Here is a 20,186-nt window from a genome sequence, read left to right on the forward strand (position 1 = left end):
AGCTTCAGGGCTTGGGCCGGATGGCGTCCGCCGTCCCCTGGATGAAGGCCTTGAGGGACTCCACGTCATCGCCCGACAGCTTGCCCGTGAAGTCCGGCATGCCGCGCGCCATGGCCGGGCCCTTGAAGACGAAGCTGGGCAGGTTCTCGATAAAGCTCGCGTCCATATAACCCAGATTGGGAATGTTGCCGCCACGGTCCACGCCCGGCACGCCGTGGCAGAAAACGCAGTTGGCCACATACAGCATGGTGCCGGCCTCGACCTTGGCAGGGTCGTATTTCACACCCTGCAGCAACTGGCCCGTGCGCTGGGCCACGAACTCAGGCATCTTGGCCTTGCCGCCCACGACGAAGGTATAGACCGTGCCCGGGCCCTGGCGCTCGGTGGCGCGCGCAGCCAGGCCGTAGACACCGCCCCAGCCCACGGCCACCGAGACATACTGCTTGCCGTCCACCATATAGGTGCTGGGCGCTGCCACCACCCCGGTGCCCGTGGGCGCTTCCCACAGCTTTTCACCGCTGGTCGCGTTATAGGCCACGAGGCGGCCGTCCGCCGTGCCCTGGAACACCACATTGCCCGCCGTGGTCAGCGTGCCGCCGTTCCAGGGCGAGACATGCTCCACGCTCCAGGCGGCCTTTTGCGCAACGGGGTCCCAGGCCAGCAGGCGGCCAAAGGGCTTGCTCTTGGGCGGCTCGGCATTGAAGAACTTGGCCGTGTTCCAGCCGGTGCCCGACTGGGGCTTGCCCGGTCCGGCCTGGTTGAACTCCCACTTCTTGTCGTCCATCAGGTTGACGGGCACGTTCTGCGCAGGCAGATACACCAGGCCCGTCTGGGGGTTGAAGGACATGGGGTGCCAGTTGTGCGCGCCATAGGGGCCCGGCACCGCGTCCTGGGGCTTGCTGCCGTCGCGTGCCGCGGCAATGTTCATGGGCTTGCCGTTCTTGTCGTAGCCGCTGGCCCAGTTCACGGGCACGAAGTTCTTAGCCGAGATGAACTTTCCATTGGTGCGGTCGAGCACGAAGAAGAAGCCGTTCTTAGGCGCATGCAATATGACCTTGCGCGGCTTGCCGGCGATCTTGATGTCGGCCAGGATCATGGGCTGGGTAGAGGTGTAGTCCCAGTTGTCGCCCGGCGTTTCCTGGTAGTGCCACTTGTATTTGCCGGTGTCGGGATCCAGGGCCACGATGGAAGCCAGGTACAGGTTGTCGCCGCCCTTGGGGCTGCGCACCTTGTGCGACCAGGGCGATCCATTGCCCGTGCCCACGTACATGGTGTTGAGCTCGGCATCGAAGGTCATGCTGTCCCACATAGTGCCGCCGCCGCCGGCCTCCCACCATTTGCCGCTGGGGTCCCAGGTCCTTGCGGCGCGTTTCATGGATTCGTCCTCGAAGGGTTTGGACGGATCGCCGGGTACGCTGAACCAGCGCCATTTCTGCTCGCCGGTCTCGGCGTCATAGGCCGTGATGTAGCCGCGCACGCCATATTCGGCGCCGCCGTTGCCGATGATGACCTTGCCCTTGAATACGCGCGGCGCGCCGGTGATGGTGAGCGAGCCCTTTTGCCCCTCGAAGGTATTCTTGTGCCAGACCTCCTTGCCGGTGGCAGCGTCCAGCGCGATCAGGCGGCCGTCCCATGCACCCACATAGACCTTGCCCTTCCACAGCGCCACGCCGCGGTTGACGACGTCGCAGCAACCCTTGAAGCCGGTGCTGCGGTCGATCTGCGGGTCATAGGTCCAGATTCTGTTGCCGGTACGGGTGTCGATGGCGTGCACGACGCTCCATGAGGCGCTGACGTACATGATGCCGTCCACGACCACAGGCGTGGCCTCCACGCCGCGCGTGGACTCGAGGTTGTACGACCATGCCAGGCCCAGGTCCTTGACGTTGGCGGCATTGATCTGGTCGAGGCGGCTGTAGCGGGTCTCGGCATAGTCCACGCCGACGGTGGGCCAGTCGGGCGTCTTGGCGGCATTGGCGCGGATGAAGGCGCCATCGACGCGCTGCACGGCGGCCGCGGCCTGCGCCGCAGGGTCGGCTTGCGCGAGGGCCGCTGCGCTGCCCAGGCAGGCGGCCAGCATCCAGGCCATGCGGCCGGGCCGTCCATGAGAGTTGTCGATCAGCCGTTCCATCGAGGTCTCCTGTTGTGATTTCTGTGCCGCAAAGCATGGTGTATCGCCTGTTTTTCTTCATGATCGGGATTTCCCCAGGCTCGAACTGTTCCATTGCGGAACACATTGACCGCTCCTGCGGACAGCCTGGACATGACATGAACGTTGATGAGCCACGCGCGATGGATGCGCTACAGCAGTGCTTCTCGAGCACCGGGGCGGAGCGTGCCCTGCAGGCTCGCCGCCAGTTCTTCGAGGCCGGCATACGCCCCTCGGGCCTGGTCAGCGAGGCGGTCATCCAGTCCTGGCTGCGCAGCCAGCGCCAGCACTGCAATGGACGGCGGCTGGCTCTGGCTCCCGTCAGCCCCAGCAGGCTGCATGCCACGCAGGAGCGCTGCCGCAGCCTGCTGCAGGCACTGCAGCACGAGCTGCCGACCCTGGAGCAGGCCCTGGCGGGCACCGGCACGCGCGTCATGCTGACGGACGACAAAGGCATCGTGCTCCATGTCTCCCCGGCATCCATGCGGCCCCGTGACGAGCGGGTCGGCCTGAACATGTCCGAGCAGGCCATGGGCACGAACGCACCGGGCATCGTCGCCGCCACCGGCCAGGCATGCACCGTCACCAACGGCGAGCACTATTTCGACGAGCTGCACGCCTTCCGCTGCGCAGCAGCCCCCATACGCGATGTGCACGGCCGCCTGGCCGGAGTACTCAATCTGATGGTGGAGGAGCAGCATTTCAGCTTCGACGCCAGCCCCGTGGTCGGCATGTACGCCACGACCATCGAGAACACCTTGCTGCAGGCGCAGTCGCACGAGCATCTGGTACTGCGCTTTCAGGTGACGCCAGCCCTGCTGCACACGCCGCTGCAGGCGCTGATGGGCGTGGCTGCCGATGGCCGCGTCGCCTGGATGAACGGCACCGCCGCCCAGCTCATCGGCCAGCCCGTAGATACAGCTTGCAGCGCGCAGGAACTGCTGGGCCATGATCTATCGCGCCTGCTGCAACTGAGCGGCCAGCCCGACCCCGCGCCGCTGCGCCTGGCCAGCGGCCTGGGCGTCTGGATGCAGGCACACCTGCAAACCTCGCATGGCCTTGGCTCGCACCTGGACATCAGCAGTGCGCAAGACCAGACCAGCCCCATAACCACCGAAGCAACGCCCGTCGCCGAGACACAACCCCTGGCGACGCTGCGCGAGCACGGCGAGCAGTTGATCAGGGAGATGCTGGATCAGCATGGCGGCAATGTCTCCCAGGCCGCGCGCGCCCTGGGCATCTCGCGCGGCACGCTGTACCGCCGCCTGCGCGGCGGTCGGGATGAGGGTTTCTGAGCCCATTCCCGACCCACGGCGCAAGACTCTTTTGCGTTCGCACAGGGTTACGCACCGCCCCACACGGCCCCACAATCCTCGCCGCGCTGCACCAGCCTGCAGCCAAGGAGCTTTTGTATGTGGTTGGGTTTGTCGCTGTTTTATGTGGGAGCCGTGCTGTTTCTCAACGGCCTGTGGATGCTGGGCAAGATTGCCGACAAGGAAATCTGGGTCATCAACATCTTCACCGGCGTGGTGTCGCTATGCATTGGCCTGGCCAGCATCTTCGGCCCGGCGGCCGATGCGGCATCGGTCAAGAGCGGCGCGCTGACCCTGCTGTTCGCCTTCACCTATCTCTGGGTGGCTTTCAATCGCTTCAGCGGCGCCGACGGCCGGGGTCTGGGCTGGTTCAGCCTGTTCGTGGCGGTCACCGCCGTGCCCGTCGCCCTGGATACGCTGACCAGCGCCAGCTCGGGGCTGGACTGGTGGATGGGCGTCAACTGGGCCGCCTGGGCCGTGCTCTGGGCCTTGTTCTTCGCATTGCTGGCCCTGAGAAAAAGCATTGAGCGCCCCACGGGCTGGCTGTGCATCGCACAAGGCGTGCTCACGGGCTGGGTGCCCGGATACCTGATCCTGGCGGGGAAGCTGATGTGACACCCTGAGGCGCTGTGCGCCTCCCCCCTGAAAGGGGGAACGACGCCCTTGCTGCGGGGCGGGGCGGCCGGCTCGAACCTTGCTCAGTGTCTCTGGGTTTGATTGGCGCCTGTTCAGGCCTGTCTTCTTCGGCCCAGAGACGCCAGCAAGGCTGCCCCCATGATGAGCGCACCGCCGGCCAGCGTGCGTGCACTGAGCTGCTCGTTGGCGATGAGCACGGAGGAGACGCTGGCAAACACCACTTCGCTGAGCATGACCACCGATGTCACGCCCGAAGGCAGATGGGCGGCACCGAATTGCAGGGCCCAGTTGCCCAGCATCAGCAGCCCGGCCAGGCCCAGTGCCACCAGGGCCCAGCTGCCGTCGAAGGCCGGAAAGCCCGGCACCACGCCCAGGCTGCCGGCGGTCAGGGCAGTCAGCAGGCCCATGCTCATGCAGCCGGCAAACATGGCCAGCATGCGGGCCTGGGCCGGAATGCCTTGGAAGCGGCGCAGCAGCACATTGGTCAGCGCAAACATAAAGCCGCCAAACACGGCCAGCGCATCGGCCACGGTGAGACCGGCAAACAGCCCGGAGAGCGAGGCATCGGCAGGCAGCAACACCAGCACCACACCGCCAAAGGCCAGCAACAGGCGCAGCAGCGCCATGGGAGTGGGTTTTTCGCCCAGCAGCCTCCAGGCCAGCAGCACCGCCCAGGCCGGCATGAGATAGAACAGCAGGATGACGCGCACCACGTCGCCCACGGTCACGGCCCAGTTGAAAGCCACGTTGTTCAGGCCCGAGCTGGCCGCCAGCAGCAAGAGCACCGGGTATTGCAAGGCCTGCCTGATGCTGGCGGGACGCAGCGCCAGCAGACCGGCCAGCACCAGTGCATACATCGCTGCCGTGGCCCACAGCGGATGCAGTCCGGCCTCATGCATGAGACGAAACGGCCACCATGACAAACCCCAGATCAGGGCATTGAGCAGCAGCGCAAATACAGGCAGTGGACTATGCATAAAAAAGGCTTCTAACGCCCACTCTAAAAGCGTTAGAAGCTATTGATTGTGTAGTTAATGCAGCGCGCTGGCTGCAGGGCTTCAATGGCAGTCGCGACGGGCGATTTCCAGTAGTTTCTCGACCTCTTGCGGGTGTCGTTTGCAATTATTCCAGTGCCAGAGACCGATCAGCACCATGCTAGCGGCAACCAGCAGACCGAATACCGTGATCGCACCGAAGGCAGTCAATCCCATCTTGGTGGACAGGCTGTAGAAACCGCCCATGGCCAAAATGGCCAATTGCTCGTTGAAGTTCTGCACCGCAATCGAGCGACCCGCACCCATGAGATTGTGGCCACGATGCTGCAGCAGGGCATTCATGGGCACGACCAGAAAGCCGCCCAGACCGCCAAGCAGAATGAGGAAGGGCACGGCCACCCAGAGATTGTCGATAAAGATCATGCAGACCACGAGCAGGCCCATGAGTACGCCCAGGGGAATCACACGCGTGGCGTTGTCCAGGCGCATGCGCATGGATGCCAGCACTGCACCGACGGCCGTACCTATTGCAACCACCCCCACCAGGGCCGAGGCCTGGGTGGTGCTGTAACCCAGAGCAGCGGCCCCCCAGGCCAGCACGATATAGCGCAAATTGCCCGAAGCCCCCCAGAACAGCGTGGTGGTGGACAGCGAAATCTGGCCCAGCTTGTCGGCCCACAGGCGCTTGCTGCACTGCCAGAAGTCGGGCAGCAGGCCCAACAGATTGGCAACCAGGCTCTTGTTCGGGTCTTCGCGCAGCGGGCGCATGGCCACGCCCGTCAGCGGAATATGCAGATTGAACCAGGCCGCAACAACGTAGATCAGGATCAGCAGGGCAATGGCGGCCTCGGCAGGGGTGTCCACGCCAGTATTGAGATACGGGAAGTCGAAGCCCAGCAGATGCTGGGAAATGGTCGGCCCCACCAACTGGCCGCCCACCAGCACGCCCAAAATGATGGAGGTGATCGTCAGCCCCTCGATCCAGCCATTGGCCTTGACCAGTTGTGAGGCCGGCAGCAGCTCGGTCAGGATGCCATACTTGGCCGGCGAATAGGCGGCCGCGCCCAGCCCGATGACGGCATAGGCGATCAGGGGATGATGACCGAAGAGCATCATCAGACAACCGATCACCTTGATGGCATTGCTGATGAACATGACCTTGCCCTTGGGCAAGGCGTCCGCAAAGGCTCCGACAAAGGGGGCCAGGACCACATAGAACAGAGCGAACATGGGCACCAGGGCAGCACGTTGCCACTCGGGGGCACCATTGGCACGCAACAGCTCTACAGCGGTCACAAACAAGGCGTTGTCTGCCAGCGAGCTGAAAAACTGCGCTGACATGATGGTGTAGAAACCGCGCTTCATGAATTAGCTGTAACTGGCACCGGACGGACCGATGCCAAGGAAATAATAGACCCCGTGGCAAGTGACTGGCGGTTATATCACGCAGGCTCCGGCTGACAGTGCCAGAATCCCACTGGTCTGATTGAGAAAAACCATGCCTCGTCCCATTACTGCCACCATCCATCCTGAAGCCGTTCGCCACAATCTGGAGCGGGTACGGCAAGCCGTCCCTGATGCCAAATTGTGGTCCGTGATCAAAGCCAACGCTTATGGCCACGGTATCGAGAACGTGTTTGAAGGGTTGCGAGCGACGGACGGTTTTGCCATGCTGGACCTCGATGAGGCCCAGCGCGTGCGCAATCTGGGCTGGCGCGGCCCCATCCTGCTGCTCGAAGGCGTGTTCGAGTTGCGCGACCTGGAAATCTGCTCGCGTCTGGGCATCTGGCATGCCGTGCACTGCGACGAGCAGATCGACTGGCTGGCCGCCCACAAGACCCAGGTCGGCCATCGTGTCTTCCTCAAGATGAACAGCGGGATGAACCGACTGGGCTTTACACCCGAGCGTTTTCGTGCGGCTTATGCGCGGCTGAATGCCCTGCCCCAGGTCGACGAGATCTCGTTCATGACCCACTTCAGCGATGCCGATGTGGAGCATGGCATGGACCACCAGCTCAGGGTCTTTCACGAAACCACGCTGGACCTGCCCGGCGAGCGCAGCATCAGCAACAGCGCTGCCACCTTGCTGCATGGTGACGAAAACAATGTGCGCTGCGACTGGGTGCGCCCCGGCATCGTGCTCTACGGCAGCTCGCCCGACTTCCCCACCCATGATGCGGCTCACTGGGGTCTTGAGCCGACCATGACGCTGTCGTCAAAAATCATCGGCACGCAGGAGCTGCATGCCGGCGACACCGTGGGCTACGGCTCGCGTTTTCAGTGCGACGGACCGCTGCGCCTGGGCGTGGTGGCCTGCGGCTATGCGGACGGCTATCCGCGCGTCTGCCCCACGGGCACGCCCGTGCTGGTGGACGGTGTGCGCACCCGCACCCTGGGCCGCGTCAGCATGGACATGATGGCCGTGGACCTGAGCCCTGTTCCCAAGGCCAGGCTGGGAAGCGAGGTCACGCTCTGGGGTCGCGCCAGCAATGGAGTCGTGCTGCCCATCGACGAGGTAGCCGCTGCTGCCGGCACGCTGGGCTACGAGCTGATGTGCGCCGTGGCTCCCCGCGTACTCAAGGTGGTGGAAGGCGCGGGCAAATAAGACTGCCCGCCTCCCGCAAGCCAGAAGCCGCTGCATGGCAGCGGCTTTTTTGCGAACTCAGCAGGCGCGGGCTAGACGGCCTGGTGGCTTGCGCCACTGTGACGGCACAGACTTGCAACTCGAGCCACGATGTCGTCAATCTGCGCTTCCTCACAGATCAGCGGCGGCAACAGCCGGATCGTGCGCTCACGGGTCACGGTAATCAGCAATCGCTGTTCGGCCAGCGCGCGGCCGACCAGCTCCTGGCAGTTCCGGTTCAACTCGATCCCAGCCATCAGCCCCAGGCCTCGGATGGCCTGCACACCTGGGTGTCCTCCCAGAGCCAGCCGCAGCCCGGCCAGCAGGCGCTCGCCCAGCAGGGCTGCCCGCTGCGCAATGCCGTCTCTTTCCATGATGTCGAGCACGGCGCAGGCCACGCGGCAGGCCAGCGGATTACCACCGAAGGTTGAGCCGTGCTGGCCCGGGGAGAACAGATCGGCGGCGGCGCCGCGCGCCAGGCAGGCGCCGATGGGAACACCGTTGCCCAGTGCTTTGGCGAGGGTCATCACATCGGGCGTGATACCGGCGTGCCGGTGCGCGAACCAGGCCCCCGTGCGGCCCAGGCCGGTCTGTATCTCGTCGAGCATCAGCAACCAGCCCTGGCTGTCGCAGAACTCGCGCAGAGCGCGCAGGTAGCCGGGACTGGCGACACGGATGCCGCCTTCGCCCTGTACCGGCTCGACCAGCACGGCGACGATACCTGGTGCTTCCCGGGCCGCTCGGCGCACGGCATCGATGTCGTCATAGGGCACGCGCACAAAGCCGGGCATCTGCGGCTCGAAGCCCTGTTGCTTGGCCGCGTTGCCCGTGGCGGCGAGCGTCGCCAGCGTGCGGCCATGAAAAGCGTTCTCCATCACGAGAATTTGCGGCTCGGCCACCTGCTTGCGATGTCCGTGCAAGCGGGCGAGCTTGAGAGCCGTCTCATTGGCCTCGGCACCCGAATTGCAGAAGAACACCTTTTCCATGCCGGCGAGCGCGCATAAGCGCTCGCCAAGCTGCTCTTGCCAGTCGATACGGAACACGTTGGAGGTGTGCAGCAAGGTCGCGGCTTGCTCGGCCATGACGGCGGCGAGCTCCGGATGGGCATGACCCAGGCTGGTGACAGCCACGCCGGCGATGGCGTCCAGGTATTCCACCCCTTGATCATCCCAAAGGCGCGCACCGCGACCGCGCACAAAAGAAACAGGCTGGCGGGCATATGCCCTCATCAGATGGGAATCGGTTTGCGGCATGCAATGCTCCGGTGGGATGTAAAAGAAAACTGGCGGATATCAACCAGTTCAGGAGAACTCTGCAGCGGGTCGAGGCCCGGTGTCAGCGGCAAAAATCGTGCATCGCGCCTGCCGGGCATGGCGCAGCACCCGCAGGACTTGGCGGCAGATTGGCCGGCTTGCTGCGGCCGCAACACGCAGCGCGGGCACAAGCCACCTGCGATTGCGCCAATGCCATGTCAATCGGCAGCGGATTGCGGCGTATCCGGATCAGGGCGCGTTGGCCAGTAATAGCTATCGGGTAACGGACGCGCGCCAAAGATGGCCTGCCCCACGCGCACCACGGTAGCGCCCTCCTCGATGGCGATCTCGAAATCGCCGGACATCCCCATCGACAGAGCATCCAGCTCAATACCCACGGGTGCGCTTTGCCGCAACCGATCACGCAGCTCGCGCAGGAGGATGAAGCACCGGCGCACCCGTTCGGCTTCGGCGGAAAACAGCGCCAGCGTCATCAGACCACGCACGCGCAACGCGGAAAACACAGGCAGTTGCTGGATGAAGTCCGGAACAGCCTCGGGACTCAAGCCATACTTGCTGGCCTCGCCCGAGGTATTGACCTGCACGAACACATCGAGCGACCGCCCTTGGGCCTGCAGATGCCTGTCCAGCGCCTCTGCCACGCGCAGGCTGTCCAAGGCCTGAAACTCGCTGGCAAAGCGTGCCACCAGCCTGGCCTTGTTGGTCTGCAGGTGGCCGATGACCGACCAGCGCAGATCGGCCAGGTCCTGCATGGACTCCCATTTCCCAAACGCTTCCTGTACCTTGTTCTCACCCAACAGGCGGCAGCCCGCTGCATAGGCCAGACGCAGGCTGGCTTGCGGCTTGGTCTTGCTGACGGGCAGCAAGCGCACACTGGCTGGATCACGCCCCACGCGCTGGCAGGCAGCTGCAATGCGCTCCTGAACGGTGGCGAGGTTGCGGCGGAAATCCTCTACCGTGCCGGCCTCAGGGTACAGGCCATGTTGATCGTGACGGGTCGGGGTTTCTGAAGTCATGGGCACCCCCTCATCCTTTTTCCATGGCGGCTATCGCGCCCGGCTGTGCGCTCCACGGCATCCGGCCGTTGAGGACTGCATAGGCGAGCAGCCCTATGACCAGTCCCCAGAAGGCGCCGCCAATACCCAGCAGCGTGATGTTGGCGGCTGCCGCCAGGAAGGTGATCAGCGCGGCCTCGCGCACCTTGGCATCCGCCAGGGCCGTGGCCAGGCTGGCGCCAATGGTTCCCAGCAGGGCCAGGCCCGCCAACGTGGTGATGAAGGTGTTGGGAAAGGCCATGAAGACCGCCGCCAGCGTCACCCCGAACACGCCGACCAGGATGTAGCACACGCCGGCAGCAACACCGGCAATCCAGCGCCTGGCTGGATCTTCATGCGCCTCCCGGCCCGTGGCGATTGCAGCCGTGATCGCGGCGATGTTGAACGCGTGCGAACCAAACGGAGCCATCAGCAGCGAGCCCAGACCCGTGATCGTGACGATGGGGTTGGCACTGGTCTTGAAGCCATCGTTGCGCAACACCAGCATGCCGGGCATGTACTGTCCGGTCAGCGTGATGAGAAACAGCGGCAGCGCGACGCTGAGCAAGGCATTGGGCGAGAACTCCGGCCTGGTGAACACGGGAGCAGCAAGCTGCAATTCCAGCCCGGACAGATCGACCCGATTCTGCGACAGCAAAAAGACCAGCCCCAGCACCAGGAGGCCGACGACGGCATAGCGTGCCGAAATCCGTTTGAGCACCACATAGGTCGCTATCAGCAGGCCCGCCAGCAGGGGATCGACGCTCATGCCGCCAAACGCCTTGATGCCGAATTGCAGCAGGATGCCCGCGAGCAGCCCGGCCGCAATACCGGCAGGGATCAGCCGGATGACGCGTTCGAAATAGCCCGACAGTCCCAGCACCACGAAAGCCAGCGCCGAGACAAGGTAGGCCCCCACGGCTTCGGCGTAGGGCGTGGTCGCCAGGGCAGTCACAAGGAAGGCCGCTGCAGGCGTGGACCAGGCCGTGATGATGGGCTCGCGCGTCACCCAGCTCATCAGCAGACCTGTCACCCCTACGCCAATCGAAATCGACCATACCCAGGAGGCCGTCAGCTCCGGGCCGAGGCCCGCCACCTTGGCCGCCTGGAACACAAGAATGAAGGTGCCGCCGTAGTTGACGATGACCGAGATCAGGCCAGCCACGATGGGATGAAGGAGATCGCTCCAGCGCAGGGAGGTTGGCGAATGGATGGTTGGCATGTCTTGCAGTAGCTCTTGAAAATTGATCGGCCCTGGGGGCATTCGATTTATAGAATCGGAATGGACTGATATTCCCTGCCACTTTCTTGAAGGCATACAGACCAATTGTTCAAGCACGCCCAACTCGAATCCGTCAAGGCCTGGATCGGCGACCCCGCTCATGGCGCCTTGCCGCTGCATGTCCGCATCCAGCGAGCCCTGCGGCAGCTGATACTCGATGGCTTGCTGGACGTGGGCCGACGCCTGCCGGCATCGCGTCCTCTGGCCCAATCGTTGGGCGTCTCGCGCGATACGGTGGAAGCCGCCTATGGCCAGTTGCATGCCGAAGGCTTCATCGAACGGCACACGGGCAGTGGCAGCTTTGTGTCCGAGCAGGTGCAGCGCCTTCCGGGGCGCGGCCTGATGCACAGCCCTGCGGTGCGCGTTCCAGCCCTGCGCTTGAGCCAGCGCGGCGCAGCCATGTTCGCGGGCGGTGGCCTGCGTGATTTCCTGGCGCCACGCGCTTTCGCGCCCGGTGTGCCTGAGACACGCAACTTCCCGATTCAGACCTGGGAGCGCTTGCAACGGCAGGTACTCAAGGAGCACGGCACCCGGGCTCTGCTGCACAGTCCGCCGCAGGGCATCGAGGCTTTGCGCCAAGCGATTGCCGCCTATGTCAACCTGGAGCGCGGCGCACGCGCCACGCCCGAACGCGTGCTGGTGCTGACCAGTTCGCAACAGGCTCTGACTCTCTGCGCCAACGTGCTGCTGGACGCCGGCGAACGCATCTTCATCGAAGACCCGGTGTATCACGGCGCACGCAAAGCCTTCGATGCGGCGGGACTGGAATGTGTGCCCGTGCCGATGGACGGCGACGGCATGAAGGTGGATTTATTGCAAACACTGCCCTCTGCCAGGGCAGTGTTTCTGACTCCCTCCCATCAGTTCCCGACGGGCACCACACTGGCCCTGGATCGCCGGCTGGCCGCCATAGCCTGGGCGCAGCAGGAGCAGGCGTGGATCATCGAAGATGACTACGACAGCGAATTTCACTACGCCGGCAAGCCCACGGCCTGCGTGCAGGGGCTGGATCAGCACGAGCGCACGATCTATGTCGGCACCTTCACCAAGTCGATGTTCCCTGGGCTACGCATAGGCTATATGGTGCTGCCGACTTCGCTGGTTGCCCCCATGACGGTGGCGCGGACCTTGCTCGATGGACACAGCGCACCGATTGCGCAATTGACGCTGGCGCGGTTCATCGAAGGCGGGCACCTGGGAGCGCATGTGCGTATCATGCGCGCCGTCTATGCCGAGCGGCGTGACGTGCTGGCGCGGCTGGTGCGCGAGCATCTGGGGGATTTTCTGGAGCCGCGGGTGCCTGCAGGCGGCATGCAGATGCCGTGTACCTTGATTCGCGACATTTCCGAGCTTTCCGCAGTGGACTGCGCTCGCAGAGCAGGCATCGACCTGCTCGGGTTGACGCAGTTGCATGCATCGAGCCCGCAGCAGGCTGGATTCCTCATGGGATTTGCTGCACATACACCGCATGAGCTGGAAGTCGCCGCGAGGAAGCTGGCGCAGGTACTGCAGGCGCTACGCCGCTGACAGCGAGCAGCGAGCGGCCAGGCCTCAGCCTGCCAGCTCCTGCAGCGCTGCCAGCAGCTGGCTCACATCCGCCTCAGTGTGCAGCGCCGACAGTGCGATACGCAATCGAGCCGTGCCCACGGGCACGGTGGGAGGGCGAATCGCCGGCACCCACAGGCCATGGCGGCGCAGCCCTTCCATAAGGCCGAGCGCAGCGTCGTTGCCGCCCACTACCAGCGCCTGCACGGCGGTGTCCGATGGCAAAAGCCTCCATCCCTTGCCCTGCAACAAGGGCTGCAGACCCGCGCGCAGCTGGGCGATACGGGCCTGCAACTGCAGGCGCAGGGCGCTTTGCTGCTCTATCAGTTGCACACTGGTTTGCAATGCACGCGCCAGCATCGCAGGGGCAGCCGTCGCAAAGGTGTAGCTGCGCGTTTTCTGCAGCAGCCACTCGATCAGCAGTTCATGCCCTGCCACAAAGGCGCCCGAGACGCCGGCCGCCTTGCTCAGCGTAGCCATGTACAGCACGCGTGGCGAAGCCTTGGCCCCCGTCAGCCCTGCGGCTGCCAGGCTGCCCCGGCCTTGCGGACCGAGCACGCCGAAGCCGTGGGCATCGTCGAGCAGCAGCAGGGCGTCGTAGCGCTCGCACAGGGCCAGCAGCCCATCAATATCAGCCACATTGCCGTCCATGCTGAAGACGGCGTCGCTCACCACCAGCTTACGCTGCACCGGGCAAGCAGCCAGCAGCTGCTCCAAGGCGACCAGGTCGCCATGCCCGAAACGGTGGATCTGTGCGCGCGACAGGCGGCAGCCATCGATCAGGCTGGCGTGGTTCAGAGCGTCCGAAAAAATGGCGTCGTCCGCGCCCACCAGCGCCGGGATGATGCTGGCGTTGGTGGCAAACCCGGCATAGAAGTAAAGCGCACGGGGCAGTTGCACAAAGCGGGCCAGCTCTTCCTCGAGCGCGGCATTGGCCGTGCTGTGGCCGTTGACCATGGGAGAGCCACCCGAGCCCACGCCAAAGTCTTGCGCACCGGCGCAGGCCGCCTCAATCATGGCCGGGTGCTGGGCCAGCCCCAGATAGTCGTTGCTGCAGAACTGCAGCATGGGCTGCCCGTCAACCAGAATACGCGCACCTTGCAAGGGCGCCACGGTACGGCGGGTACGGCGCAGTGCGGCGGCGTCCAGGGCAGCCAGCTGCTGTGGAATATCCTGCAGCCAGAAATTGGAAGATGCGGTCATTGCCATTCCTTGGGCAAAGAGAAACTGGTCAGGCGAGGATCGGGATTGGCCTGCCAGGGAATATCGGCCAGCAGCGGCGCGCCAAGCCGTCCCAGCTGGTTGCGCAGCCAGTCCATGTTTTCCTCGGGCACCAGCATCTGCGGCTCCACACGGCTGGCCACCCAGCCCGCCAGCGGCAAGCCGGCGGCGCGAATCGCCTCGGCGGTCAGCACCGCATGATTCAGGCAACCGAGCTTGAGGCCCACCACCAGCACCACTGGCAGCTGCAGCGCCACGGCCAGATCGGCAATACACAGAGTCTCGGACAACGGCACGCGCCAGCCGCCCGCGCCTTCGACCACCACGACATCGGCCTGCGCCGCCAATTGCCGGTAGGCGTCCAGAATCGGGGCCAGCGTCACCTCCACGCCCGCGCGCCGGGCCGCGATATGCGGCGACATGGGGTCGGGCAGCAACACGGGGTTGTCCAGCGCTGCCGGCACGGCCAGCGTGGAGGCCGCGCGCAAGGCCACCGTGTCTTCGTTGACCCAGCCGCCCTGCCCGTCGGGATCGGCGCCTGCGGCCACGGCTTTCATGCCCACCACGCGCGGATGATGGGCTGCCAGTGCGTGCAGCAGCGCACAGCTGGCCAGGGTCTTGCCCACACCGGTATCGGTGCCCGTGACGAAACAGCCGATCATGCTTTTCCCTTCTTCGCGGCAAGCTCCGCTTCCTGCTGCAAGGTGGTGTTCAGCGCGGCCAGCGCGGCCTGACCCAGGTGGGTGATATCGGCATCGTCCAGCACATAGGGCGGCATGCAGTACAGCGTGCGTCCTATGGGGCGCAGCAGCAGACCCAGGTCCAGCGCCGCCTCGTGGTAGCGCTGTGCAAAGTCCGGCAAGGAGGTATCGATGTCCCAGGCCCAGATCATTCCCTGCTGGCGCGCGTTGCTGACGCGGGGGTGAGCATTCAGCCCGGCGAATGCCGCACTGATTTTTTCGGCCAGCTGCCGGTTGACGACCAGTTGGTCCAGCTGCTCGAACAGCTCCAGCGTGGCCACGGCAGCGCGGCAGGCCAGCGGGTTTCCGGTATAGGAGTGCGAGTGCAGAAAGCCGCGCGCGGCATCGTCGTCATAAAAAGCGGCATAGACCTTATCGGTCGTCAGCACGGCAGACAAGGGCAGCGTGCCGCCCGTCAAGCCTTTGGACAGGCAGATGAAGTCCGGCCTGATACCGGCCTGCTGATGGGCAAACAGGCTGCCGGTACGGCCAAAGCCCACGGCGATCTCGTCCACCACCAGATGCACGGAATAGCGATCGCACAGCGCCCGGGCCAGGCGCAGGTATTCGGCGTCATGCATGGCCATGCCGGCTGCGCACTGCACCAACGGCTCCAGAATCAGGGCAGCAGTCTCCTGGTGATGCGCTTGCAACCAGGCCTCCAGGCCCTTGGCTGCGCGGCGCGCCACATCGGCAGCGGTTTCGCCAGGTCGGGCCTGACGGGCATCGGGGCTGGGCACGGTGGCAGACAGACGCACCAGAGGGCCGTAGGCATCGCGAAACAGCGCAATATCTGTGACCGACAGCGCGCCTACTGTCTCGCCGTGATAGCCACCGGCCAGACCCACGAAGCGGTGCTTGGCCGGATGCCCCTGGTTGCGCCAGTAATGGGCGCTCATCTTCAGTGCGATCTCGGTGGCCGAAGCGCCGTCGCTGCCGTAGAACGCATGGCCCAGGCCCGTCAGACCGGCCAGGCGCTCGGACAGCTCGACCACGGGAGCGTGGGTGAAACCGGCCAGCATTACATGATCGAGCTTTTGCAACTGCTCGGTCAGCGCCGCCCGAATATGAGGATGCGAGTGACCGAACAGATTGACCCACCAGGAACTGATGCCGTCCAGATAGCGGCGGCCATCGATATCCACCAGCCAGGGACCGACGGCATGGTCGATGGCAATCGGCGGTGCGGCTTCGTGCCGCTTCATCTGTGTGCAGGGATGCCAGACATGGCGCACGCTGCGGCCGGCAAGGCTGTGGTCCATCAAAAACTCCTGAGGCGAATCACCGGCCTTGTCAAAACGCAGGCGCAGCGCGGCCTGGCCTGTACCGGAGGCAGGGCCATGCAATTTGCAACGAGAAAACCCCGGTGCGATGACCGAGGGAGATTCAGGGATCAGCTTGCGGCCGATGTCCCCAGGCCCTTGAGGCCCAGCTTGCGCATCAAGGTGATATCGGCCTGCACATCGGGATTGCCGGTCACCAGCAGCTTGTCGCCGTAGAAGATGGAATTGGCCCCGGCCATGAAGCACAGGGTCTGCACGGCCTCGCCCAATTGCTGGCGGCCCGCCGACAGGCGCACGCGGGCCTTGGGCATGGTGATGCGCGCCACGGCGATCACACGGACAAAGTCCAGCGGGTCCACCGGCTCGCTGTCGGCCAGCGGCGTACCGGGCACGGGCACCAGGCTGTTGATGGGCACGGACTCGGGGTAGGGCTGCATGTTCGCCAGCTGGGCAATCAAGCCGGCACGGTGGACCTCGGTCTCGCCCATGCCGATGATGCCGCCGCAGCACACGCTGATACCTGCATCGCGCACCGCAGCCAGCGTGTCCAGCCTGTCCTGGTACTGGCGCGTGCTGACCACATCCTTGTAGTACTCGGGCGCGGTATCGAGATTGTGGTTGTAGTAGTCGAGCCCCGCATCGCGCAGCGATGCCGCCTGGTGCGGCTGCAGCATGCCCAGCGTGGCACAGGTCTGCATGCCCAGGCCCTTCACGGCGCCAATCAGCTCGTTCATCTTCTCGATGTCACGGTCCTTGGGCGCGCGCCAGGCAGCTCCCATGCAAAAGCGGGTGGCTCCGGCATCCTGGGCCGCCTTGGCAGCGCGGGTGACCTCCTCCACGCTCATCAGCTTCTCGGCCTTCACTCCCGTATCGAACTCGGCCGACTGCGGGCAGTAGCCGCAGTTCTCGGGGCAGCCGCCGGTCTTGACTGACAGCAGGGTCGCCAGCTCGATCTCGCCCGCCGGCCAGTGCTCGCGATGCACGCTCTGGGCGCGGTGCAACAAGTCCAGAAAAGGCAGGTCCAGCAAGGACTGTACTGCCTCCACGGGCCAGCGCTGCACTTCGGGGGCCGCGACGGGCTTGGCCGGCGCATGCCAGTGCATGGTCTGGCTGCCGCAGGCGGCGGCTTGCTGTGCGTCGGCGGCGCGCACTGGGTTGTCTTGCTCGGGCACGGAATAGGACATCGCGGTCTCTCCTCAGTCGGGGGAATGCCGCGCATTTTGGGCAAAAAAATCAAGGATTTACAGAGCCCACATGCAAATAGTTGCCTACCAAAGAGTTGCAGCAAGAAGCGCTATTTTTGAGCGCCATTTCAATGCACTTGACAGATTTTCAGCACTCATTAGAAACAGCCAGCCATAACTTCTGCCAAATTGAGCTCTAGTGCACTCAATTAAGTGGAATACACCAGATTCAGATCTTGGATTTCAACGATGAAGAGCGTAGATAGCGGCGAAAAACATGATTTTTGGCGATTTTTACCCGGACAAAACCTGAATCAGGACCAGAAACGGTGCTGTACTACCCGTGCCAAGGCGGACAAACACCCCAAACTGGCGGATTTAATTCCCTCAACTCTTGTTGGACATTCCGCCAGGCACAAAAAAAGCCGCAGCAAGGCTGCGGCGGGAGGCCGGGGCTCAGAAGGCGTGCGCCATGCCCACACCGAACGAAGTCCCCGAATCCGCACCGTACTCGTAGCTCTTGCGCCCCAGGCTGGCATAGAGCGTGGTGCGCTTGGACAGCGCGTAGTCGGCCCCCAGGGAATAGAAATGATTGGTCTGCTCCTGCATGCGCTGGCGTCCATAGCCGGCCTTCAGCGTGGTCTGCCCCATCTGGTAGGTGGCACCCAGCGTCAGGGCCTTGGCCGAGAGTGCCGTCTGGGCCACGCGCGAGTAATCCCAGGCGGCCATCACGGCGGCCGCGCCAAAGCGGTATTTACCCGCGACAAAAGTGTCCTTGTCACCGCTGCCGTTGCGCTCGAAGGCCAGCATGCCGCTCAGGCTGTCCGAGTCGTAATTGAGAGAGGCCGAGTAACCGCGTCCTTCGCGGCGTAAGGTCAACGGCACCTCGGTGCGCTCCGGCGAGGCGCTCAGATGCAGAGTGAAGCCGCCCACCGTGGGCGAGTCGTAGAAGATGCCATTGGCCATGCGCCCATACTCAGCCGCGCCGTTGTTGCTGTAGCGGTCGGTAGGCGTGAGGTAGTGCCACTGATACCAGGCCGGCGAGGAGATGCGGTTGAAATTGGCCCAGGGGTCGAATTTCCAGTCCTGCGACCACATGGCCGACAGGGCGCGGCCCAGGCGCAGATGGCCAAAGCCGCCCTGCAGGCCCACCGTGGACTCGTCATGCCAGAACGGCTTGCTGCCCTGATCCTCCAGACGCCCGGTATCGATATCGAAACGTGCGCTCAGACGAAACGTGGCCTTGAGGCCGCCGCCCAGGTCCTCCCAGCCAGCAATCGAGAGATTGCTGCGCTGAATCGTGCCGGCCTGAGCCGTGCCGTCAAAGCCGCGATAGATGCCGCCGTCAATCAGACCTCCAATGCTGACGCCGGAGGACTGGGCCGCCGCAGGCAGCACGGCTGACAAAAGAGTGAAACATGTGGAACAAGCAATGCCAGTACGCAAGCGCATGCCGGTGGTTCTCCTTGAATTGTGAAGTCACTGCCCCCGCAGCCAGCTCTTGGCACAGCAGAGGACAGAGAAGGTCGAAGACCTGTGAGATGAGGCGATGACAGGCAGTCAGGTCCTGCCTGATGCACTGAAGACAGCCGGAACATGGCTGGCAGCGGAGCTGCCAATTCCGACCCGAGAAGCCTGCTCAAAAAGCAGGCAACGAGACGCATTATGAAAGTGGGGCCTTGGCAGAGTCCAGCCCAACGTCAGCTTGGTTCAGCCGCTGCGCGCCACGCCGGAGGTGGCCCAGATGCGGTTCATCTCGCTGCAAAAAGGCTGGGCACAGGGTGCCAGGCCCTGGTACTGGCAGCCTTCGGTCATGCATAGATGCGAACGGTGCTCGCCGCTGCGGCGCGGAACAGGCAGGGCATTGGCAGCCTGGGCCGCCGCCATCATCAGCCAGGGATCGGACTTGTTCTGCAGCAGCTGCTGCACTTCCTGCGCCAGCGCCGGTGCGGGCAGGGCCAGGGGCAGACCGGCCATCTGTGCCGGCGTCGCCTGAGCGGCGCTCGCCGTGACGGGCTGCAGCTCCAGCCACAGCAATGCGCTGGTGGCAAGCGTGCTGGTCGCTGCGGGCGACTGCGGCTGCACCACCAGCGCCAGAGGGCCGCTGCTCAAGACACCCGGATCCGCCATGGGCAGGCGCAGAGCCGTCCCCGCTCCCTGGGCTGCCGGGATGCTTGGGGCGCCCACAGCCTGCGCCCAGGCGGCGGGCACCTGCAATGTCAGGGAAAAGCTGCGCTCGCCTTGCGGCGTGACCAGCGTGCCTTGCTGCACCAGCCAGTTCTGCAGCTGGGGCAGACGCGGTGCGGCAGCGCCGCCAGCAGCAGCTGCTGCCATGCCCTGCTGTGCCTGCTCCAGCGCCACGGCCGCCGTGGGCGACAGGGCCGCAGCCGTCTGCAAAGCCGAGCTGGGCGGCTGCGCGCCAGACGCCGCAGCCTGCGCCAAGGCCTGCATCAGCGCAACCGATCCCTGCTGGCCGGACAGCAGCTGCAAGGGCTGGGCCTGCCCCTGCAGGCTGACCTGAACCTGCGCGAGCAGGCTTTGCACAAATTGCTGCACGGCCGCTGGCAGGCCCTGACTGGGCCAGCTCGCTGCAGGCGCACCGGGTTGGGCTTGCACCTGCAGGGCCAGCTGCGCAATCAGATGTTCAAAGGCCTGGAGCTTGAGGTTCTGCAAGGTTTGCGGCGACCACTGCACCATGCTGGTCGCCGGGGACGGCGCCTGAGCGGCAGGCGGTTGCTGCACTGCGGGAAGATCCGGGACAGCGGTTGCAGCCACATTGCCGACCTGCGCTGCCGCCTGGCCCGTGGGCACGGACACGGGCAGTACGGGGGCAACGGGTTGCAGTGGAGCAGTCATGCGGTCGTCGGTGCTGGGGCAGCAAAGCCGGAATCAGGCCATTGTGCCCGC

16 protein-coding genes are annotated in these 20,186 nt (G+C 64.6%); 4 read left to right on the forward strand and 12 right to left on the reverse strand.

Annotated elements, in window-relative coordinates; all coding sequences use genetic code 11:
• Positions 1-4 precede the first annotated feature (4 nt).
• Entirely contained in the window at positions 5-2,131 is a 2,127-nt protein-coding gene (locus CTATCC11996_RS00305) for a PQQ-dependent dehydrogenase, methanol/ethanol family (protein WP_003071774.1), read from the reverse strand.
• Positions 2,132-2,292: 161 nt separating this feature from the next.
• Between CTATCC11996_RS00305 and CTATCC11996_RS00310 the strand changes: the two genes are divergently transcribed.
• Together CTATCC11996_RS00310 and CTATCC11996_RS00315 are read left to right on the forward strand one after the other, a co-directional pair.
• Positions 2,293-3,444, forward strand: coding sequence for a helix-turn-helix domain-containing protein (locus tag CTATCC11996_RS00310; protein WP_003071777.1), 1,152 nt, complete (start codon positions 2,293-2,295; stop codon positions 3,442-3,444).
• A gap of 117 nt (positions 3,445-3,561) precedes the next feature.
• Entirely contained in the window at positions 3,562-4,077 is a 516-nt protein-coding gene (locus CTATCC11996_RS00315; protein WP_003071779.1) for an AmiS/UreI family transporter, read from the forward strand.
• A 113-nt stretch (positions 4,078-4,190) separates the two neighbouring features.
• On the opposite strand, the gene CTATCC11996_RS00320 is transcribed toward CTATCC11996_RS00315, so the two are convergent.
• Positions 4,191-5,075 carry a DMT family transporter gene (locus CTATCC11996_RS00320; protein WP_003071781.1) on the reverse strand — a complete coding sequence of 295 codons (885 nt, stop codon included), beginning with the start codon at positions 5,073-5,075 and terminating at the stop codon, positions 4,191-4,193.
• An 81-nt stretch (positions 5,076-5,156) separates the two neighbouring features.
• Complete coding sequence (gene lplT / locus CTATCC11996_RS00325; protein ID WP_003071784.1) at positions 5,157-6,458, reverse strand: lysophospholipid transporter LplT; 1,302 nt, start codon at positions 6,456-6,458, stop codon at positions 5,157-5,159.
• A 133-nt stretch (positions 6,459-6,591) separates the two neighbouring features.
• On the opposite strand from lplT, the gene alr reads away from it, so the two are divergent.
• Positions 6,592-7,698, forward strand: coding sequence for an alanine racemase (alr, locus tag CTATCC11996_RS00330; protein ID WP_003071785.1), 1,107 nt, complete (start codon positions 6,592-6,594; stop codon positions 7,696-7,698).
• Positions 7,699-7,769: 71 nt separating this feature from the next.
• Here the strand turns inward: alr and CTATCC11996_RS00335 are convergent, their stop codons facing one another.
• The 3 genes from CTATCC11996_RS00335 to CTATCC11996_RS00345 form a co-directional block, all read right to left on the reverse strand.
• Positions 7,770-8,969 (reverse strand): aspartate aminotransferase family protein, encoded by a 1,200-nt coding sequence (locus CTATCC11996_RS00335; protein WP_003071787.1) that lies wholly within the window; start codon positions 8,967-8,969, stop codon positions 7,770-7,772.
• A 218-nt stretch (positions 8,970-9,187) separates the two neighbouring features.
• A complete protein-coding gene (locus CTATCC11996_RS00340) occupies positions 9,188-10,006 on the reverse strand; it encodes a YggS family pyridoxal phosphate-dependent enzyme (RefSeq protein WP_003071789.1) in 819 nt (272 codons plus the stop codon).
• A 10-nt stretch (positions 10,007-10,016) separates the two neighbouring features.
• A complete protein-coding gene (locus CTATCC11996_RS00345) occupies positions 10,017-11,246 on the reverse strand; it encodes a benzoate/H(+) symporter BenE family transporter (protein WP_003071790.1) in 1,230 nt (409 codons plus the stop codon).
• A 105-nt stretch (positions 11,247-11,351) separates the two neighbouring features.
• On the opposite strand from CTATCC11996_RS00345, the gene pdxR reads away from it, so the two are divergent.
• Positions 11,352-12,833, forward strand: coding sequence for a MocR-like pyridoxine biosynthesis transcription factor PdxR (gene pdxR / locus CTATCC11996_RS00350; protein WP_003071792.1), 1,482 nt, complete (start codon positions 11,352-11,354; stop codon positions 12,831-12,833).
• A gap of 24 nt (positions 12,834-12,857) precedes the next feature.
• On the opposite strand, the gene bioF is transcribed toward pdxR, so the two are convergent.
• The 6 genes from bioF to CTATCC11996_RS00380 all read right to left on the reverse strand — a co-directional run bounded on the left by bioF (position 12,858) and on the right by CTATCC11996_RS00380 (position 20,135).
• The gene (gene bioF / locus CTATCC11996_RS00355; RefSeq protein WP_003071794.1) at positions 12,858-14,054 is read right to left on the reverse strand and encodes an 8-amino-7-oxononanoate synthase; all 1,197 of its coding nucleotides are present in this window, start codon (positions 14,052-14,054) and stop codon (positions 12,858-12,860) included.
• Complete coding sequence (gene bioD, locus CTATCC11996_RS00360; RefSeq protein WP_003071795.1) at positions 14,051-14,734, reverse strand: dethiobiotin synthase; 684 nt, start codon at positions 14,732-14,734, stop codon at positions 14,051-14,053. The genes bioF and bioD overlap by 4 nt, the downstream gene beginning before the upstream one ends.
• Positions 14,731-16,074, reverse strand: a complete 1,344-nt coding sequence (bioA, locus tag CTATCC11996_RS00365) for an adenosylmethionine--8-amino-7-oxononanoate transaminase (protein WP_034347986.1) — start codon at positions 16,072-16,074, stop codon at positions 14,731-14,733. Before bioA ends, bioD begins: the two co-directional genes overlap by 4 nt.
• A 131-nt stretch (positions 16,075-16,205) precedes the next feature.
• A complete protein-coding gene (bioB, locus tag CTATCC11996_RS00370) occupies positions 16,206-17,198 on the reverse strand; it encodes a biotin synthase BioB (protein ID WP_042437813.1) in 993 nt (330 codons plus the stop codon).
• A 537-nt stretch (positions 17,199-17,735) separates the two neighbouring features.
• Positions 17,736-18,731 carry a porin gene (locus tag CTATCC11996_RS00375; RefSeq protein ID WP_003071802.1) on the reverse strand — a complete coding sequence of 332 codons (996 nt, stop codon included), beginning with the start codon at positions 18,729-18,731 and terminating at the stop codon, positions 17,736-17,738.
• 258 nt (positions 18,732-18,989) lie between these two features.
• A complete protein-coding gene (locus tag CTATCC11996_RS00380) occupies positions 18,990-20,135 on the reverse strand; it encodes a hypothetical protein (RefSeq protein ID WP_003071805.1) in 1,146 nt (381 codons plus the stop codon).
• Positions 20,136-20,186: the final 51 nt, after the last annotated feature.

The organism is Comamonas testosteroni ATCC 11996 (genome assembly GCF_000241525.1).
GTDB classification, from domain to species: Bacteria; Pseudomonadota; Gammaproteobacteria; order Burkholderiales; family Burkholderiaceae_C; genus Comamonas; species Comamonas testosteroni.

What these genes read in the sequence shown, in the direction of transcription:
- CTATCC11996_RS00305 (WP_003071774.1), bottom strand. Translation starts at nt 2,131, where the DNA reads ATGGAACGGCTGATCGACAACTCTCATGGACGGCCCGGCCGCATGGCC.
- CTATCC11996_RS00310 (WP_003071777.1), top strand. Translation starts at nt 2,293, where the DNA reads ATGGATGCGCTACAGCAGTGCTTCTCGAGCACCGGGGCGGAGCGTGCC.
- CTATCC11996_RS00315 (WP_003071779.1), top strand. Translation starts at nt 3,562, where the DNA reads ATGTGGTTGGGTTTGTCGCTGTTTTATGTGGGAGCCGTGCTGTTTCTC.
- CTATCC11996_RS00320 (WP_003071781.1), bottom strand. Translation starts at nt 5,075, where the DNA reads ATGCATAGTCCACTGCCTGTATTTGCGCTGCTGCTCAATGCCCTGATC.
- lplT (WP_003071784.1), bottom strand. Translation starts at nt 6,458, where the DNA reads ATGAAGCGCGGTTTCTACACCATCATGTCAGCGCAGTTTTTCAGCTCG.
- alr (WP_003071785.1), top strand. Translation starts at nt 6,592, where the DNA reads ATGCCTCGTCCCATTACTGCCACCATCCATCCTGAAGCCGTTCGCCAC.
- CTATCC11996_RS00335 (WP_003071787.1), bottom strand. Translation starts at nt 8,969, where the DNA reads ATGCCGCAAACCGATTCCCATCTGATGAGGGCATATGCCCGCCAGCCT.
- CTATCC11996_RS00340 (WP_003071789.1), bottom strand. Translation starts at nt 10,006, where the DNA reads ATGACTTCAGAAACCCCGACCCGTCACGATCAACATGGCCTGTACCCT.
- CTATCC11996_RS00345 (WP_003071790.1), bottom strand. Translation starts at nt 11,246, where the DNA reads ATGCCAACCATCCATTCGCCAACCTCCCTGCGCTGGAGCGATCTCCTT.
- bioF (WP_003071794.1), bottom strand. Translation starts at nt 14,054, where the DNA reads ATGACCGCATCTTCCAATTTCTGGCTGCAGGATATTCCACAGCAGCTG.
- bioD (WP_003071795.1), bottom strand. Translation starts at nt 14,734, where the DNA reads ATGATCGGCTGTTTCGTCACGGGCACCGATACCGGTGTGGGCAAGACC.
- bioA (WP_034347986.1), bottom strand. Translation starts at nt 16,074, where the DNA reads ATGGACCACAGCCTTGCCGGCCGCAGCGTGCGCCATGTCTGGCATCCC.
- bioB (WP_042437813.1), bottom strand. Translation starts at nt 17,198, where the DNA reads ATGCACTGGCATGCGCCGGCCAAGCCCGTCGCGGCCCCCGAAGTGCAG.
- CTATCC11996_RS00375 (WP_003071802.1), bottom strand. Translation starts at nt 18,731, where the DNA reads ATGCGCTTGCGTACTGGCATTGCTTGTTCCACATGTTTCACTCTTTTG.
- CTATCC11996_RS00380 (WP_003071805.1), bottom strand. Translation starts at nt 20,135, where the DNA reads ATGACTGCTCCACTGCAACCCGTTGCCCCCGTACTGCCCGTGTCCGTG.